Raw genomic sequence first — 18,194 nt, forward strand, 5'->3', positions numbered from 1 at the left:
GCAGCGCATCGGTGCGCAATCTAGTGCACCGCGGCCGGCGCCTGCGCGTCCATCTTACCCTGATCGCCATGCAGCCGCTCGACGTGCGGTTTGGCCCACGGGCCCGTGATCGCGAAGTCCATCGCGAACGCGTGCTCGAGCGTTTGCGAGAGCACGACGTCGCCGATCAGCGCGCCGAGGCCGAAGAGCGGATTGATGATGGCCGCCGCGACTACGCCCGCGCCCGCGCTGACCGTCGGCACCACGTGCACGCGCAGGTCCTGGGTTTCGTGCGCGAGGTCGACGCTGCCCGTCATCGTCGCGCGCCCCGGTGCGGTGACGAGCTTGAAATCGTTGGTGCTGCCAATGCCGTTCTGGATCTGCGCGGTGGCCGTCGCGCTCGTGAAGGGCAGGCCTTCGCCGATGATGTCGCGGAAGTCCGTCGTGAGGAAGCGCGCGAGGCTTTGCAGGCTCAGCACGCCGAGCAGCCTCGCCATGCCCGGATCGACCTTGAGGATCTGGCCGTGCCGCAGGTCGAGCGTGAGGTTGCCGTTGAGCGACGGGAAGTCGATGCGCGTGGGGCCGCCTTGCCATGCCAGGTTGCCCGCGAGCGTGCCCGACCCGTTCTTGAGCACATGCGGCCGGCCGGCGCGTTGGAGCAGCGCACCGGCGTCCTTGATGTCGAGATGGAAGTCGAGCGCCGTGCGGCGCGGCGTGTGCATGCCGGCGGCGGCCGAGTCGTCGCTGGCTGCCGTGTCGCCCACTGCGCGCCAGTTTTCCGTGGCGGTGAGGTGCGCGTCCGGGTTGCTGATGTCGAGCTGGTCGAGCTGCCAGACCGGCACGCCGTTGTCGTCGAAGTTGTGCGCGTTCACCTGGAGGCGGCCGAGATCGCGGTCGCGCACGATCAGCTGGTTCACGACGAGGTCGATCGACGGCATGTTCTGCGCGGGCTGCGACATTGCCTGGCCGAGCAGGTCGTTTTCGGTGGCGGCGGGCACGGTGAGGCGCGCGAGCCGCGCCTCGAGCGTGCCGGGCGCGCCCGGCACGGCGCCCGGCTTCCACGAGACGTGGCCCGAGACCTGGTTGGAGGCGACGTTGGCCTGCCATTCGTTGCCGCGCTCGCCGGTGCGCGACGCGCCGAGCACGACGTTCTCCCAGTGGCGCTTGAGCAGCGTGAGCATGCCGACGTGCACCGCGAAGCGCGACGGCAGGAACTGGCCGACCGCGCCATTGGGCGCGAGCGGTGACGAGGCGGCGCTCGGCGCGGCCGCCGTGGTGGCCGCGGTTGCCGATGCGGGGCTTTGCGGCGCGGCAGGCGCGGCGTTGGCCACGGCCGCTTCGGAGGCGGCGCCCGCAGCCGCGTTCTGATTTTGAGCCATCCGCTCGGCCGCTCTTTCGGCCGCGGTCCGCGGCGGGGGAACCGCCGCCCGGGCGCCGCTTGCCGCGCTCGCAGGCGTCGCGCCCTGGGCCTCGGCCGCTGCGGTGCCGCGCAACTGCTGCACCACGGCGCGCCAGGCGTCGGCGTCGAAGGTGGGCAGGTCGACGGCGGCAGCCACCCCTTCCGAGGGCAGATCGGCCGGGCGGTTCATGCCGATCGCGCCGCGCACGACTTCCGGTACGTGACCCGGATGGCGGCGCATCACGTAGCGCGCGGCAAGCGGCCCGAGCGTGAGTTCTGCGTGTTCGAAGGCGGCGTCGTCGGCCCTGGCATCGGCGCCGACAGCGGGTTCGGCGGGCGTGCCGGTGCCCGGCTGCAATTCGAAGTTCAGCGGCATCGGCGTGCCGGCCGCCTTGCCGAACGGCGCGGGCAGGTCGAGCGCGAGGCCGGTGAGATCGGCGTTGGCCTTCACATCGGGCAGACGCCCGCGCTGGCCGGCCACCGAAAGCGAATAGGGCGCCGCGCCCGACAGGCGCCCGAGCGCCGCCGCCGCCATGCCATGCAGGTTCAGCCCGCGCGCCGCATCGACCGCGACGTCGCCGGCCACGTCCACCTTGTAGTGCCCGTCGTCGCGCATGCCGCCGCTTGCGCGCAGATCGCCACCGAGAAAGCGCGCCGTGAGCCGGTCGACATTGGCGCTGTGGTTCGTGAAGCGCACCTGTCCGGTGAGGTTCGAGACGGGCGGCACGTTCTTCGCGGTGAGCGTGTTGTTCTCGAAGCCGATGGCGCCCGCGAGCTGCACCTTCGGCATCGGATGGCGCGGGATCGTGAGCTTGAGCGCGAGCGTGGACTGCCCTTGTGCGCGCACCTTCGCGGTGGCGTGCTTCGAGATGTAGCCGATCGAGCTGTTGTCCGCGTAGTCGAGCAGGTCCGCGAGCGGCCCGCGCCCGCTCCCCTCGATCACGATGTCGGAACCCTTGACGCCCAGTTCCTCGATGCGCCCGCTGACGTTGCGCAGCACGAAGTTGCGATAGTGGCCGCGATCGACGTCGAAGCGCAGCTTGTTCTCGTGCAGCTTGAACATGCCGTCGATGCCGTCGAACGCCGGCCAGACGTTCGGCGCGCCGTTGCGCATCTTGCGCGGCGGGAACGGCGACGGGTCGAAGCGCCCGCCCGTGAACGGCGCGACGATGCGGAACTGGCCCGCGTCGGGGTCGCGCGAGTAGGGGAATTTGGTGAGGTCGCCGTGGATCTCGATCGTCGCGCCCTTTGACAGGCCCGCCTGCAGGCCGTGGCCGAGATAGATGCGCGTCTTCTCGCTAATGGCGGTGGGCAGGTAGCGCGGGATGGCCTTGACCTTGGCCTCGTCGAAATGCGCGACCAGGTCGAGCGCGCCGCGCCCCTTGCCGGGGTTGGTGTAGTGCGCGGTCATCTTCGCGCGCGCGTCGGCGTTCTCGATGCCCAGGTTCGCGACATCGACGGTGAACGCCTTCAGCCGGTTGCCGGGCTCGCGCTCGGCGGCCACGGTCCATTTGGCCGCGCCATAGAGCCGGTCGAACGTGAGGCGCGGATTGTCGAACACGCCGGGTAGCGTGATGGCGACGCTGTTCGTGTCGAGGTCGATGTTGCCGTGCGACTCGTCGGCGTCGATGTGCCCCCAGAGGTTCTCGACCCCCGGCAGGCCCGCGCGCGGGTGGCCGCGCGGCGTGAGGCCCGGCCCCGGCTCCTGTGCATTCATGCTGATGCCCTGCAGGTCGCCCTTGAAGCGATAGTGGGTGACCGGCTCGACGCTCGTGGAGCGCTGCTCGGCGGCCGCTTCGCCCGACTCGGGCTTCGCGCGCTCGAGCGAGAGATCGTAGTTCGCCACCAGCCCGCGCGGATCGAAGCGCACGAGCGCGCCCTGCACGCGCCCTGGCAGCGGCAGCGCGCGCATGAATTCGGCAAGGATGCCGAGATCGATGCGGTCGCCGCGCACGCTCATGAGCTGGCCGTGCTGGAGCGTTTGCTGGCGAAAGCGCGCATCGAGCGTCGTGAGCGCGAGCGAGCGCGTGAGCGGCGTGCCGTCGTCGAGCGGCGGCTGGCCCAGTTCCGCGTGCAAATCGCGCAGTTTAAGCGCGTAGTCGTCGGGCTGGATGCCCAGGCTCCAGTGGAAGCTGGCGACCGGCATGTCGAGCAGCGGCTGCGTGGGCCGCGTGCGCAACGAGACGTTTGCCCCTTCCAGCGCGCCGCTCGCCTCGAGAATGCGTCCGTTCGAGAAGTGCGCCCAGATCGCGTTGTCGATGCGCCCCGCGTAGGTGGCGATCGGGAAGTTGATGTAGCGCGCGAGCGTGGGCAGATCGACGGGGCCGGTCGAGAGGTAGGTGTCGCCCGTCCAGCTGATCGGCTTGCCGGCCTGCGCATGGTGCGCGTGCGTGAAGTGCGCGCGGAAGTCGAGCGGGCCGTGCAGCACGGTGCCCTCGGCCGGCGCCTGGAGCGCGACGCGGTGATCGTAGCCGTCGTTGAGGATCGCGAGGCGGATGTGCGAGAGCGCGAGGTCGGGCACGTCGCGCGTGGCGTCGTGCCAGCGCAGCGTGCCGCCGCGCAGCACGACGGCCTGCTGGCGCATGAGCCACGTCGTGAAGGTGGCGTTGCCCGTGTGCGCGGTGGGCACCGGCACGCCCGCCACGGTGAGCGTGCCGTCGTCCTCTCGCGCGATGTGCACGTCGGGCTGCTCGACCACGATGCTCGAGAGCAGCGGTTCGAGCAGCACGACCGAGCGCCACGACACCGAGGCCGTGGCGTGCGGCACGTCGAGCGCGATGTTGCCGTGGCGGTCGCGAATCGTCAGATCAGTGACGTCGATGCCGGGCTGGAAGCCCGACCAGTGCGGCGCGAGCTTGCCGATACGGAATTCGGCGTGAATCTTCGAGGAGACGAGCTGCTCGATGCGCGGACGGAAGTTGTCCACGTACGGCAGCACGACGTAGCGCAGCCCGAGCAGCAGGACCGAGACGATGAAATACAGGACGAGCGCGAAGATCGCCAGCACGCGCAGCGTGTGGCGCAGGGCCGGGTGATGATGGTGCGGACCCCCTGGCTCGGTAGCCTGGCTGGCATGTCCAGATGGGGGTAGGCCGGCGTGATCGTTTCGCTCGGACATGCTGCGGCGGGTGGGGTATGGTAGCGTTGCGTTCTAACGACGAAATGTATCACAGAGGGCCGTCAGAAGGCCCATCCGGGGAAGCCGGGATGGCCGCGCGGCGCGTGACACGCATGATTTTTTGCACTGCAGTGGTTGCTATGCCCGATGCATCGGCGAGGCGGGCCGCGAGACCAGGCGGGCGGTGTGTGCGTGGCACAGGGCGAACCCTCGTGGTCGAGCCATCGGTATCGGCATCGTCATCGTCACACTGGCAACGTCATCAACCCAGGCGCGCGCAACGTAACAACGGCGAACAGCGGGCCTTCCCGGCAAGCAGCACTTCATGACTGACATCCCTCTTCTGAGTTCCAGCTACTCCCGCTATGCAGCACGTGCCTACGCCGCGCGCCCTGGCCTCGCGGCGCAGGTCGAGGCGCTCGCCGCCGCGCCGCTCTCGCGCGAACGCATCGTCGCGCGGCTCGACGCGTTGAGCGGGCAACTGCTCACGGCAGCAAACGCCGCACCTGGCGCGCCGCTCAACGACGAGCAACTGAAGACGGTCCTGCGCCAGCTGCGCGTGGAAGTGATCTGCGCGGTGATGGAGCGCGATCTCGGCGGCGTGGCCGACGTCGCAGAAGTGACCGGCAGCATGACCGATCTCGCCGAAGTCACGATCCAGCGCGCGCTCGCGTGCGTGAGTGCCGACCTCGAGACGCTCTTCGGCGAGCCGCGCGGCCCGGGCGGCGAGCGCCTCACGCTCGGCGTGGTGGGCATGGGCAAGCTGGGCGGGCGCGAGCTGAACGTTTCGTCCGACATCGACCTGATCTTCGTCTACGAGGACGACGGCGAAACCACGGGCGGCCAGCGCTCGCCCATCGCCACCCAGGACTACTTCACGCGCGTGGGCAAGCGCCTGATCGCTGCGCTGAGCGACGTGACGGCCGATGGCTTCGTGTTTCGCGTGGACATGCGCCTGCGCCCGAACGGCGACTCCGGGCCGCTCGTGTGCAGCCTCGGCATGCTCGAAGAGTACTTCTACGTGCAGGGCCGCGAGTGGGAGCGCTATGCGTGGATTAAGGGGCGGCTCGTTTCCGAGGACGAGAGCGAGAGCGCGCTGCGTCTGGCACGCCAGCTCGATTCGCTCGTGAAGCCCTTCGTTTACCGGCGCTATCTGGACTTCGGCGTGATCAGCGCGATCCGCTCGCTGCACGTGCAGATTCGCCAGGAAGCGCAGCGGCGCGCGATGATGCGCCCCGACAAGGCCGACGACATCAAGCTCGGGCGTGGCGGGATTCGCGAGATCGAGTTCAGCGCCCAGGTGTTCCAGCTCATCCGCGGCGGCCAGGACGCGGGCTTTCGCGTGCGCCCCACACTGGCCGTGCTCGGCTACGCCGCCGCGCGCGGACTGATCGCGCCGGAGGTGTGCGGCGAGCTCACGCGCGCCTACAACTTCCTGCGCGACCTCGAGCATCGCCTGCAGTATCGCGACGATGCGCAAACGCACGCCATGCCCGTCGACGCCGAAGAGCGCGCGGCGCTCGCGAAGTCGATGGGCTTCGCCGACTACGCCGCGCTGATGACGACGCTCGACGGCCACCGCGACAACGTCGAGCGCCAGTTCGTGCAGATCTTCTCCGACAAGATGGGCGGCGAGGGCGGCTGCGGCGCGTCCGAAGACGGCGCGGCGGCATGGGTCTGGAGCGGGGCGCTGATGGAAGAGGGCGCCGAAGACTCGTTGCTCGAACGTCTCGCGGAACTGGGCATCGACGATCCCGCGCCGCTGCTCGCGCGCCTGCGCGGGCTCTGGCAGTCGTCGCGTTACGCGGGGTTGCCCGAGAAGAGCCGCGAGCGCTTCGACAGCGTCGCACAGCGCGCGCTCGAAGCCGCGCGTACGCTCGAGCCGCGCGAGCGCCGCGGCGACACGCTCGCGCGCATGTTCGACCTGCTCGAAGCCGTGATCCGGCGGGGCGCGTATCTCGCGCTGCTCTGTGAATATCCGGATGCGCTCAGCCGCGTGCTCAAGGTGCTGGGCGGCTCGCGCTGGGCGGCGGGCTATCTGATCCGCCATCCGCAACTGCTCGACGAACTGCTCGACGACGAGGCGGTCGCGTCGCCGTTCGACTGGCCCGAGTTCTCGCGCCTGCTGCGCGCACGGCTCGCAGCCGCCGCCGACGTCGAACAGCAGATGGACCTGCTGCGCCACGCGCACCAGGCCGAAGTGTTCCGCATCCTGCTCAACGACCTGGCGGGGCGGCTCTCGGTGGAGCACGTGAGCGACCGGCTCTCCGAGCTTGCCGACGCCGTGCTCGACGTGACCATCGAGACCGTCTGGAAGCAGTTCGCCAAACGCCATCGCGAAGTGCCGCGCTTCGCGGCGATCGCTTACGGCAAGCTGGGCGGCAAGGAACTGGGCTACGCGTCGGACCTCGACATCATCTTCCTGTACGAAGACGAGGACGAGCGCGCCTCTGAGATCTACGCGACCTTCGCGCGCCGCCTCATCACGTGGCTCACCACGGCCACCGGCGCGGGCACGCTGTTCGACGTCGATCTGCGCCTGCGGCCGAACGGCGAGTCGGGCCTGCTCGTGACCGACCTCGACGCGTTCCGCCGCTACCAGTTGCGCGAAGGGGACGCGGCGAACACGGCGTGGGTCTGGGAACATCAGGCGCTCACGCGCGCGCGCTTTTCAGCCGGGGACGCGGCCATCGGCAGCGCCTTCGAGGCGATCCGCGTGCAGGTGCTGACCACGCCGCGCGACGCCGCGCCGCTCGCCAGCGAGATCGTGGCGATGCGCCAGCGCGTGGAAGACGGCCACCCGAACCGCACCGAACTCTTCGACCTGAAGCACGACCGCGGCGGCATGGTGGACATCGAGTTTCTCGTCCAGTACTGGGTGCTGCTGCACGCGGCGCAGGACCCCGAGCTGATCCGCAACACGGGCAATATCGCGCTGCTGCGCGAGGTGTCGCGTTTCGGGCTCATGAGCGAGGAGGAGGCCGAGACGATAGGCTCGGCGTACCGGCTGTATCGCAAGCTGCAGCACCAGTTGCGGCTCGACGGCATGGAGAAGGCGCGTGTCGATCCGGCGCGTGTGGAGCGCGAGCGCGAGGCCGTGCTGGCGTTGTGGAAGCGGGTGTTTGGGGAGCGGGGGGAGGCTTAGGGCGCGCGCGCCAGGCGTCGATGGCCGGCGTGGCTGGTGCGCCTCATACCTGAGGCGCAGTCCCGCTCAAGCGGCCAGCATCTCCTTCGCATGCCGCCTGGTCGTCGCGGTAATCTCCAGCCCGCCCAGCATGCGCGCGACTTCTTCCACCCGGCCGCCCTTGTCGAGCGGCGTGACGGCCGAGACCGTGCCGCCGTTGCCGTCGCCGGACTTCGCCACCTGGAAGTGGTGATCGCCGCGCGCCGCGACCTGCGGCAAGTGCGTGACGCACAGCACCTGGCGCGCGTGCCCGAGCTGGTGCAGCAAACGCCCCACCACTTCGGCCACGCCGCCGCCAATGCCCGTGTCGACTTCGTCGAAGATCAGGGTGGGCGTGGGGCTCGCCGCGCTTGCGATCACGGCGAGCGCGAGGCTGATGCGCGCGAGCTCGCCGCCCGAGGCGATCTTCGCGAGCGGACGCAGCGGCACGCCGGCATGGCCCGCCACGCGGAATTCGATCTGTTCCAGACCGTGCGCGCCGCCGATCGGCTCGCCGGTCGAGCTGCTGCCGAGCGCCACGAGCGCGACTTCGAAGCTGCCGCCGGCCATCGACAGTTCCTGCATGCCTTGCGTGACCGCCGCGCCGAGCGCCTTCGCCGCCTTGGCGCGCGCCTTCGAGAGCTGGCGCGCCTGCGCGAGATAGGCGTCCTGCGCCTTCTGCCCGGCGGCGCGCAGGCCGTCGAGATCGGACGCGGCGTCGAGCGCCGCGAGCTGCTGGCGGCGCGACGCGTGTTCTTCGGGCAGCGTCTCGGCCGGCAGGCGGAACTTGCGCGCCGTCGAATGCAGCGCGTCGAGGCGCCGTTCGACCTGCGCGAGATGTTGCGGATCGAGATCGAGACGCTGCGCGTAGTGCGAGAGCGAGTACGCCGCTTCCTGGATCTGGATCGCGGCCGGTTCGAGCGCGGCGAGCGCGTCGTTCAGCTCGGCGTCGACCTCGGCGAGAGAGCGCAGCTTCGAGACGATCGAGTTCAGCTGCGAGAGCATCGCCTCGTCGGATTCGGATAACGCCGCGAGCGCGCCTTGCACGCCTTCGATCAGGTTGGCCGAGTTCGAAAGCCGCACGTGCTCCGCGTTCACTTCTTCCCATTCGCCCGGCTGCGGCGCGAGCTTGTCGAGCTCGGCGAGCTGCCACGCGAGGCGCTCGCGCTCGAGCTGCAGCTCGCGGTCGCGCGACATCGCGCTTTGCAGGGCGAGACGCGCGTCGCGCGCCTCGCGCCACGCGCGCGTGACGGTGGCGGCGAGATCCGTGAGGCCGGCGTGCGTGTCGAACAGTTCGCGCTGCGCGTCGGGCCGCATGAGTAGCTGGTGCGCATGCTGGCCGTGGATGTCGACGAGCATTTCGCCCAGCTCGCGCAGTTGCGCGAGCGTGGCCGGCGTGCCGTTGATGAAGGCACGCGAGCGCCCGCCGCTGTCCACCACGCGGCGCATCATGACCGTGTGCTCGCCGTCGCCGTTCGTGAGCGCCTGCTCGTCGAGCCAAAGCGCGGCATGCGCGGGCACATCGAACTCGGCGGTGATGTCGGCGCGGGCCTCGCCCGTGCGCACCACGCTCGCGTCGGCGCGTGTGCCGAGCGTGAGGGCGAGGGCGTCGATCAGGATCGACTTGCCCGCGCCCGTTTCGCCGGAAAACACAGTGAAGCCGCTGTCGAATTCGAGGTCGAGCGCGGCGACGATCACGAAGTCGCGAATCGAGAGATGGCGAAGCATGGCGTCTGGTTCTGCTTTTTCTGGGTTGGCTTTGATTACCGTGGGACTGCTGGCTGCATGGCAACGGCCGCGCGCGCTTCACGCGAAGACGCGGGTTAGTCCTCCGGATCGCCCTGCAGCGAGGGGTGCTCGTTCCAGTGCAGCTTCTTGCGCAGCGTGCGGTAGTAGCTGTAGCCGACCGGGTGCAGGAAGGGCACGGTGTGGCGCGAGCGGCGCACCTCGATCACGTCGTTCAGCTCCAGCGCCGTGAACGACTGCATGTCGAAGTTCACGTTGACGTCGCGGCCCGCCACGATCTGGATGCTCACCTTGCAGTCGTCGGGCAGCACGATCGGGCGGTTCGAGAGCGCGTGCGGCGCGATCGGCACGAGCACGATGCCTTGCAGCTGCGGATGCAGGATCGGTCCCTGCGACGAGAGCGCGTAGGCGGTCGAGCCCGTGGGCGTCGCGACGATCAAGCCGTCGGAGCGCTGGTTGTACATGAAGCGGCCATCCACGTTCACGCGCAGTTCGGCCATGCCCGAAAAGCCGCTACGGTTCACGACCACGTCGTTGAAGGCGAGCGCGTGGTAGATCGGGTCGCCGTCGCGGGTGATGCGCGACTCCAGCAGCGAGCGCTCCTCGCGCTCGAACGAGCCCGCGAGCAGCTGCGGCACGACTTCCTGCATCTCGGAAAATGCGATGTCGGTGATGAAGCCGAGCCGCCCGTGGTTGATGCCGATGAGCGGCGTGCGGTAGGGCGCGAGCTGGCGGCCGATGCCGAGCATCGTGCCGTCGCCGCCGAGCACGACGGCCACGTCCGCGCGCGCGCCGATTTCGGCCGGCTGCAGCGCAGGATAGCCTTGCGCGCCGATTTCCTCTGCGGTCTGCGCTTCGAACACGACCTCGAAGCCGCGCTTCGAAATGGTCTGGGCGAGCGCCGTCAGCGGCTCGGCAATGCCTGGCGTATTGCTGCGCCCAACGAGCGCAACCGTCTTGAACTGGCTCTGGATCTTCTGGATCTGCATGCCGGCATTACACCATAGTCAGGTCACGAAAAGAACCTGGCGCCACGCCGGGTGCGGCCCGCCAGGCCTTGCGCGCCGCGCTCTCCAGCCCGAAGCCGGTGACACGGCGATGACAACGCGCCAGGTACCGGGCGATGTGCGGTGCAATCCGCCCGGCGACGGCGGCCGAAACCGGCCCGCCCCGCGCTGCAGGCCTGCCTGCCGGGCCCGGCATGGCGGCGTACTCGCGGCCAAAGCGCCATTAGGCTAAAATTTTGAGTCATGCTAGATCCCCGCGCACAAACCCTCCTCAAGACGCTGATCGAGCGCTACATCGCCGAAGGTCAGCCGGTCGGCTCGCGCACGCTGTCGCGCTATTCCGGCCTGGAACTGAGCCCGGCGACGATCCGCAACGTCATGTCGGACCTCGAGGAGCTGGGTCTCGTGTCCAGCCCGCATACCTCGGCCGGGCGTGTGCCCACGCCGCGCGGCTACCGCCTGTTCGTCGACACCATGCTCACCGTCGAGCCCAGTTCCGACGACGACGCGCTCACGCGCGCGGTGAAGACCACGCTGCGCCCCGGCGAACCGCAGAAGGTGGTGGCGGCGGCCGCCAGCGTGCTCTCGAACCTCTCGCAGTTCGCCGGCGTGGTGCTGACGCCCCGGCGCAGCCACGTGTTCAAGCAGATCGAGTTCATGCGCCTGTCCGACAAGCGCATCCTGCTCATTATCGTGACGCCCGAAGGCGACGTGCAGAACCGCATCATGGCGACGCAGCGCGACTTCACGCCTTCCGAGCTCATCGAAGCCTCCAATTACATCAACGCGCACTTCGCGGGCCTGTCGTTCGACGAGGTGCGCCGCCGCCTGCGCGAGGAAATCGACGCGCTGCGCGGCGACATGACCACGCTCATGCACGCGGCCGTGACCGCGAGCACCGAAGAGCCCGAAGGCGGCGATACCCTGCTCATTTCCGGCGAGCGCAACCTGCTCGAAGTGGCCGACCTTTCCTCGGACATGGCGCGCCTGCGCAAGCTCTTCGACGTGTTCGACCAGAAAACCAGTCTCCTGCAGCTGCTCGACGTCTCGAGCCACGCGCAGGGCGTACAGATTTTCATTGGCGGCGAGTCGCAACTCGTGCCGATCGAGGAAATGAGCGTGGTGACGGCTCCCTACGAGGTGAACGGCAAGATCGTCGGCACCCTCGGCGTGATCGGGCCGACGCGCATGGCGTACAACCGCGTGATTCCGATCGTCGACATCACCGCGCGCCTGCTCTCGCTCACGCTGAGCCAGAACTGAGCGCCGCATCGGGCGCAGCGGGCATCGGGCCCCCCCGCCTTTCCGACGATCATCCCCGAAAGGCGCGGCGCGCGCCATCGGCCGAATGGCCAACGTGCGGCGAGTCGCTGCGTCGCGGCTGCGGTTTGGCCCGCCAGGACCGCCCGCTATAATGCTTGTTTCATGCAACCGTTGCTGCGCATTCGCGCGGCGCCACTGATCGCCTATGCGTTTCGACCTGGAGCGGCCTTCGCAGTCCGCCGCGGCGCATCGCGTCGCCGTGCTGCTCATCAACCTGGGCACACCGGACGCGCCCACGCCGCGCGCCGTGCGCCGCTATCTCGCGCAGTTTCTTTCCGATCCGCGCGTGGTCGAGATTCCGGCGCCGATCTGGCAGGTCATCCTGCGCACGCTGATCCTGCCGTTTCGCGGCCGCTCGTCGGCGAAGAAGTACGCGGCGGTCTGGACGCCCGAGGGTTCGCCGCTGCGCGTGCACACGCAGAAGCAGGCCGACGGCCTGCGCCATCTGCTGCAGATCAACGACTACACGGTCCTCGTCGATTACGCGATGCGCTACGGCACGCCCGACATCCCGGCGATGCTGAACCAGCTCAAGCTGGCGGGCGCGGAACGCATCCTGCTCATGCCGATGTACCCGCAGTACTCGGCGTCGACCACGGCCACGGCGTTCGATGCGGCCTTCGTCGCGCTGCGCCGCATGCGCAACCAGCCGGAAATCCGCACGGTGCGCGGCTATCACGACCATCCGGCGTATATCGCGGCGCTCGCGGCGCAGGTGCACCAGTACTGGCACGCGCACGGCAAACCCAATTTCGCGGCGGGCGACCGGCTCGTGCTGAGTTTTCACGGCGTGCCGAGCCGTACGCTCGATCTGGGCGACCCGTACCACGACCAGTGCCAGCAAACGGCCGCGCTGCTCATGCACGCGCTGGAGCTGACGCCGGTCGAATGCCGCGTGACCTTCCAGTCGCGCTTTGGGCGGGCGCAGTGGCTCCAGCCGTACACGGCGCCCACGCTGCGGGAACTGGGCGCGGGCGGCGTGCGGCGGGCGGACGTGTTCTGCCCCGGTTTCACGGCGGACTGCCTGGAAACCATCGAGGAAATCGGCATGGAAGTGCGCGACGAATTCCTGCACGGCGGCGGCAAGGAGTTTCACCGCATTGCGTGCCTGAATGCATCGCCGGCGTGGATCGCGGCGCTAGGCGAGATTGTTGCGCAGCACCTGCAGGGCTGGCCCGTCCAGGCCGCGGCGCCGGCAGGCGCGGTGGCCTGACCGGGCGAGTCCTGCGTGAACTGAGCAGCGCATCCGGAAAGCTTCTGATGAACTACAAGATTTCGACCGAACCTGGCGCGCGGCTGCGCATCGACAAATGGTTATGGGCGGCGCGCTTCTTCAAGACGCGCTCGCTCGCCTCCGACGCCGTGGGCAAGGGGCGCGTGCGCATCGGCGGCGACGCCGTGAAGGCGTCGAAGGACGTGCGCGTGGGCGACCTCGTCGAAATCGAGATCGATCACGTGGTCTGGGAAGTGCAGGTGCTGGGGATTTGCGAGATGCGCGGCCCCGCCAGCATCGCGCAGACGCTTTATGCGGAAACCGAAGCCGGGCGCGAGAGGCGCGCGGCGGAGCAGGACCGGCGCCGGCTCTTTCGTGAACCGGCTGCCGTGTTGCAGGGCAGGCCGACCAAGCGCGACCGCCGCACTATCGACAAATTTTCGCGTGAGGGTTGAAGAGCGCTTCCATCGTCGCGTGCACGCCCCCGTATTCCGTCGTGTTTTCGTTCACGGCGCCCGACATGCAGATGGTCGTAGTCCCGGCGATGAGTACCAGCGCGACCACCGATATGGCAAAGGTCAGTTTCACGGTACTCCCCTTGGGATCGCAGCAAAACAGCCAGTTTCGAGGCCCGGTTAGCGTTTTTATGCGCGGCGATGCCGCTAAAAAATGTGCTGACCGTGGGCCCGTTCGGTGCGGTGCCAGGCTCAGGGTAAACGCGCCATGAGCAGCACCTGTTCCTGAGTGTAGGTCAGGGATGTCCCTTACTCAATTTCATTTTTGCGGCGCTGCAGTAATGGTTGTTACGGGCGATTTCGCGGCTTGGATGTCTGCATAAAAAAGCCGCGATAGCCCCTTGAAACAAGCGATCCGGCACCCATGTGCAGTCGCAATGTACGAAGCCTCTGTCGCGTCGGCGCAACGACGGTCGGCGCAGTAGGGCGGGTCGCGTCAAGGCGCCCGCAGCTTTGTTCCCTTTTTCACTATTCAACGACGTTCAGCGACATGGAAAACACGCAAGAGAACCCGACGAGCCAGAACCCCACGCCCGCGGACGAGGCGTCGCAGGCAGCCCAGCCGCAGGCGGCTGACGCGGCCGAGCAGGCAGCCCAAGGCGGCGTGGACCAGAACGCTGCGGCGCTTGCCGAGGCCGCACTGGCCGAAGCCCAGCTTAGCGAAGCCCGGGCGAAGGTCGCCGAATTGCAGGACGCCTTCGTTCGCGCCAAGGCCGAGACCGAGAACGTGCGCCGCCGCGCGCAGGAAGACGTCGCCAAGGCGCACAAGTTCGCGATCGAAAACTTCGCCGAGCATCTGCTGCCGGTGATGGACAGCCTCGAAGCCGCACTCGCCCATAACTCGGACGACCTCGCCAAGGTCAACGAAGGCGTCGAGCTCACGCTCAAGCAGCTCACCGGCGCGCTCGAGAAGGGCAAGGTCCTCGCCATCAACCCCGTGGGCGAGAAGTTCGACCCGCACCGTCACCAGGCCATCTCGATGGTGCCGTCCGAGCAGGACGCGAACACGGTGGTCAGTGTGCTGCAAAAGGGCTATGTGATCGCCGACCGCGTGCTGCGTCCGGCGCTCGTGACCGTTTCGGCACCGAAGTAAGAAAAACGTAAGACACGCGACGGCCTGAAGGAACCAAAAGGGCCCCGCAATTGAAAAAAATGATGGAACGCATAGCCCAAACCCCTTGAAATCGCCGTAACGGCACTTATTTGGGCAGCAGTTCCGTATTGAAGTGGACGCCAGCCGCGCACAAGGGAAAACGCGGCTCGAGCATGTAGTTACCTGCGCAGCGCGAAAGCGGCGTCCGCACAGCGACCAAATTCTGGAGATTTGACAAAAATGGGCAAAATCATTGGTATTGACCTCGGCACCACCAACTCGTGCGTGGCGCTGATGGAAGGCAATCAGGTCAAGGTGATCGAGAACTCGGAAGGCGCCCGTACGACGCCTTCGATCATCGCCTACATGGACGACAACGAAGTGCTGGTCGGCGCACCGGCCAAGCGCCAGTCGGTCACCAACCCGAAGAACACGCTGTACGCAGTGAAGCGCCTGATCGGCCGCCGCTTCGAAGAGAAGGAAGTGCAGAAGGACATCGGCCTGATGCCCTACAAGATCGTCAAGCACGACAACGGCGACGCCTGGGTCGAAGCGCACGGCTCGAAGCTCGCGCCTTCGCAGGTTTCGGCCGAAGTGCTGCGCAAGATGAAGAAGACCGCTGAAGACTACCTCGGCGAGCCGGTCACCGAAGCCGTGATCACGGTTCCCGCGTACTTCAACGACAGCCAGCGTCAGGCTACCAAGGACGCCGGCCGCATCGCCGGCCTGGAAGTCAAGCGCATCATCAACGAGCCGACGGCAGCCGCACTCGCGTTCGGTCTGGACAAGGCCGAAAAGGGCGACCGCAAGATCGCCGTGTTCGACCTGGGCGGCGGCACGTTCGACATCTCGATCATCGAAATCGCGGATGTCGACGGCGAAATGCAGTTCGAAGTGCTCTCGACCAACGGCGACACGTTCCTCGGCGGCGAAGACTTCGACCAGCGCATCATCGATTACATCATCGGCGAGTTCAAGAAAGAGCAGGGCGTCGACCTCTCGAAGGACGTGCTCGCGCTGCAACGCCTGAAGGAAGCCGCTGAAAAAGCCAAGATCGAACTGTCGTCGGGCCAGCAGACCGACATCAACCTGCCGTACATCACGGCGGATGCGTCGGGTCCGAAGCACCTGAACCTCAAGTTCACGCGCGCCAAGCTGGAAGCGCTGGTCGAGGAACTGATCGAGCGCACCATCGAGCCGTGCCGCGTCGCGATCAAGGACGCGGGCGTGAAGGTTGGCGACATCGACGACGTGATTCTCGTCGGCGGCCAGACGCGTATGCCGAAGGTGCAGGAGAAGGTCAAGGAGTTCTTCGGCAAGGACCCGCGCCGTGACGTGAACCCGGACGAAGCCGTGGCCGTTGGCGCCGCGATTCAAGGTCAGGTTCTGTCGGGTGACCGCAAGGACGTGCTGCTCCTCGACGTGACCCCGCTCTCGCTCGGTATCGAGACGCTCGGCGGCGTGATGACGAAGATGATCAACAAGAACACCACGATCCCGACCAAGCACGCACAGGTCTACTCGACGGCGGACGACAGCCAGTCGGCCGTGACGATCAAGGTGTTCCAGGGTGAGCGCGAAATGGCGGCGGGCAACAAGCTGCTGGGCGAGTTCAACCTCGAAGGCATTCCGCCCGCACCGCGCGGCGTGCCGCAGATCGAAGTGACCTTCGACATCGACGCGAACGGCATTCTGCACGTGGGCGCGAAGGACAAGGCCACCGGCAAGGAAAACAAGATCACCATCAAGGCGAACTCGGGTCTGTCGGAAGCCGAGATCGAGAAGATGGTGAAGGACGCCGAAGCGAACGCGGAAGAAGATCACCGTCTGCGTGAGCTGGCCGACGCGCGCAACCAGGGCGACGCACTGGTTCACAGCACGAAGAAGGCCGTGGCCGAGTACGGCGACAAGATCGAAGCCTCCGAAAAGGAAAAGATCGAAGCCGCACTGAAGGACCTCGAAGAAACGCTGAAGAGCTCGTCGGCCGACAAGGCGACGATCGAGGCGAAGGTCGAGGCGCTGTCGGCAGCGTCGCAGAAGCTCGGCGAAAAGATGTACGCCGACATGCAGGCGCAGCAGGCAGGCGCGGCCGGTGCCGCCGGCGCGGGTGCCGCAGGTGCCGGTGCTGCCGAGCAGGGCGCGCAGAACGACGCCGACGACGTGGTCGACGCCGAGTTCAAGGAAGTCAAGAAGGACTAAGCCGGTTCGTGGCGGTCACGACCGTTCTGCCTGATCAGCGAACGGTCGTGATCCGATGAAAGCGGCTACGAAAGCGGCCGCATCGGTTACGATGCGTGTCAGCATTGCAGCGCCTGGCGAGCCAACCGGCTCTCCGGGCACATTTGTTTTATGGAGGCCGTTCTCTTTCAGGGGCCGCCGCGGCGTGAGAAGCGCCTGTGCGGATGTTCAGGGGAACGGCAAACGGGTCACCAGATCCAGCATTCAAGAGGAGCCGGCGCGCGCCGTGAAGCGCGAGGCCGGCGTTGAACCGATATGGCGAAACGGGATTACTACGAGGTTCTGGGCGTCGCGAAGAACGCGGGCGACGACGAAATCAAGAAGGCGTATCGCAAGCTCGCGATGAAGTACCACCCCGACCGCAATCCGGACAACAAGGACGCGGAAGAGCATTTCAAGGAGGCCAAAGAGGCCTACGAAATGCTGTCGGACTCGCAAAAGCGCGCCGCTTACGACCAGTACGGCCACGCCGGCGTCGATCCGAACATGGGCGGCGCGGGTGCGCAGGGCTTCGGCGGTTTCGCGGACGCTTTCGGCGACATCTTCGGCGATATCTTCGGCCAGGCAGCGGGCGGCCGTGGCGGCCAGCGCGGCGGTCCGCAGGTGTATCGCGGCGCGGACCTGCGCTACAGCATGGAAATCACGCTGGAGCAGGCGGCGCACGGCTACGAGACGCAAATCCGCGTGCCGGGCTGGAGCGGTTGTGAAGTCTGTCACGGCTCGGGCGCGAAGCCCGGTACGAAGCCCGAAACCTGTCCGACCTGCCATGGTTCGGGTTCGGTGCGCATGTCGCAGGGCTTCTTCAGCATCCAGCAGACCTGCCCCAAGTGCCACGGCACGGGCTCGTACATTCCCGAACCGTGCACGAACTGCCACGGCGCAGGCAAGGTGAAGGAAACCAAGACGCTCGAAGTGAAGATTCCGGCGGGCATCGACGACGGCATGCGCATCCGCTCGGCCGGCAACGGCGAGCCTGGCATCAACGGCGGGCCGTCGGGCGATCTGTACGTCGAGATCCACATCAAGCAGCACGCGGTGTTCGAGCGCGACGGCGACGACCTGCACTGCCAGATGCCGATTCCGTTCACCACGGCGGCGCTCGGCGGCGAGATCGAAGTGCCGACGCTCGCGGGCCGCGCATCGTTCACGGTGCCCGAAGGCACGCAGTCGGGCAAGACGTTCCGTCTGCGCGGCAAGGGCATCAAGGGCCTGCGTTCGAGCATCGCCGGCGATCTGTATGTGCATGTCCAGGTGGAAACGCCGGTCAAGCTCACCGATCACCAGCGCGAGATGCTGCAGCAGTTCGAGAAGTCGCTCGTGGAAGGCGGTTCGCGCCACAGCCCGCAAAGCAAGAGCTGGTTCGACCGCGTGAAGAGCTTCTTCGACTGATGCGCTTTTCC

At 67.5% G+C, this 18,194-nt stretch carries 10 protein-coding genes; 7 read left to right on the top strand and 3 right to left on the bottom strand.

The genetic code is table 11. The features are described 5' to 3' along the window. Nucleotides 1–20: 20 nt before the first annotated feature. Entirely contained in the window at nt 21–4,496 is a 4,476-nt protein-coding gene (locus AB4Y35_RS10405) for a YhdP family protein (protein WP_368704317.1), read from the bottom strand. Nucleotides 4,497–4,821: 325 nt separating this feature from the next. Here AB4Y35_RS10405 and glnE point away from each other — a divergent pair, with 325 nt between their 5' ends. After that, a complete protein-coding gene (gene glnE, locus AB4Y35_RS10410) occupies nt 4,822–7,641 on the top strand; it encodes a bifunctional [glutamate--ammonia ligase]-adenylyl-L-tyrosine phosphorylase/[glutamate--ammonia-ligase] adenylyltransferase (protein WP_368704318.1) in 2,820 nt (939 codons plus the stop codon). Nucleotides 7,642–7,707: 66 nt separating this feature from the next. Here the strand turns inward: glnE and recN are convergent, their stop codons facing one another. Together recN and AB4Y35_RS10420 are read right to left on the bottom strand one after the other, a co-directional pair. Further along, a complete protein-coding gene (gene recN / locus AB4Y35_RS10415; protein WP_368704319.1) occupies nt 7,708–9,387 on the bottom strand; it encodes a DNA repair protein RecN in 1,680 nt (559 codons plus the stop codon). 95 nt (nt 9,388–9,482) lie between these two features. Next, nucleotides 9,483–10,394: an NAD kinase gene (locus AB4Y35_RS10420; RefSeq protein WP_028202022.1), complete on the bottom strand. Its 912-nt coding sequence runs from the start codon at nt 10,392–10,394 to the stop codon at nt 9,483–9,485. 261 nt (nt 10,395–10,655) lie between these two features. Here AB4Y35_RS10420 and hrcA point away from each other — a divergent pair, with 261 nt between their 5' ends. From hrcA to dnaJ, 6 genes are all read left to right on the top strand, one after another. Beyond that, nucleotides 10,656–11,675: a heat-inducible transcriptional repressor HrcA gene (gene hrcA, locus AB4Y35_RS10425; RefSeq protein WP_133182506.1), complete on the top strand. Its 1,020-nt coding sequence runs from the start codon at nt 10,656–10,658 to the stop codon at nt 11,673–11,675. Between the two features lie 205 nt (nt 11,676–11,880). After that, the gene (hemH, locus tag AB4Y35_RS10430; protein WP_368704320.1) at nt 11,881–12,948 is read left to right on the top strand and encodes a ferrochelatase; all 1,068 of its coding nucleotides are present in this window, start codon (nt 11,881–11,883) and stop codon (nt 12,946–12,948) included. Between the two features lie 47 nt (nt 12,949–12,995). After that, complete coding sequence (locus AB4Y35_RS10435) at nt 12,996–13,403, top strand: RNA-binding S4 domain-containing protein (RefSeq protein WP_069267787.1); 408 nt, start codon at nt 12,996–12,998, stop codon at nt 13,401–13,403. Between the two features lie 550 nt (nt 13,404–13,953). After that, entirely contained in the window at nt 13,954–14,556 is a 603-nt protein-coding gene (gene grpE, locus AB4Y35_RS10440; RefSeq protein WP_368704321.1) for a nucleotide exchange factor GrpE, read from the top strand. Between the two features lie 240 nt (nt 14,557–14,796). Next, nucleotides 14,797–16,755 (top strand): molecular chaperone DnaK, encoded by a 1,959-nt coding sequence (dnaK, locus tag AB4Y35_RS10445; RefSeq protein WP_368696028.1) that lies wholly within the window; start codon nt 14,797–14,799, stop codon nt 16,753–16,755. A gap of 294 nt (nt 16,756–17,049) precedes the next feature. Then, complete coding sequence (dnaJ, locus tag AB4Y35_RS10450; protein WP_342919295.1) at nt 17,050–18,183, top strand: molecular chaperone DnaJ; 1,134 nt, start codon at nt 17,050–17,052, stop codon at nt 18,181–18,183. Nucleotides 18,184–18,194: the final 11 nt, after the last annotated feature.

Origin of the sequence: Paraburkholderia sp. EG286A (assembly GCF_040965375.1) — a bacterium.
Classification (GTDB): domain Bacteria; phylum Pseudomonadota; class Gammaproteobacteria; order Burkholderiales; family Burkholderiaceae; genus Paraburkholderia.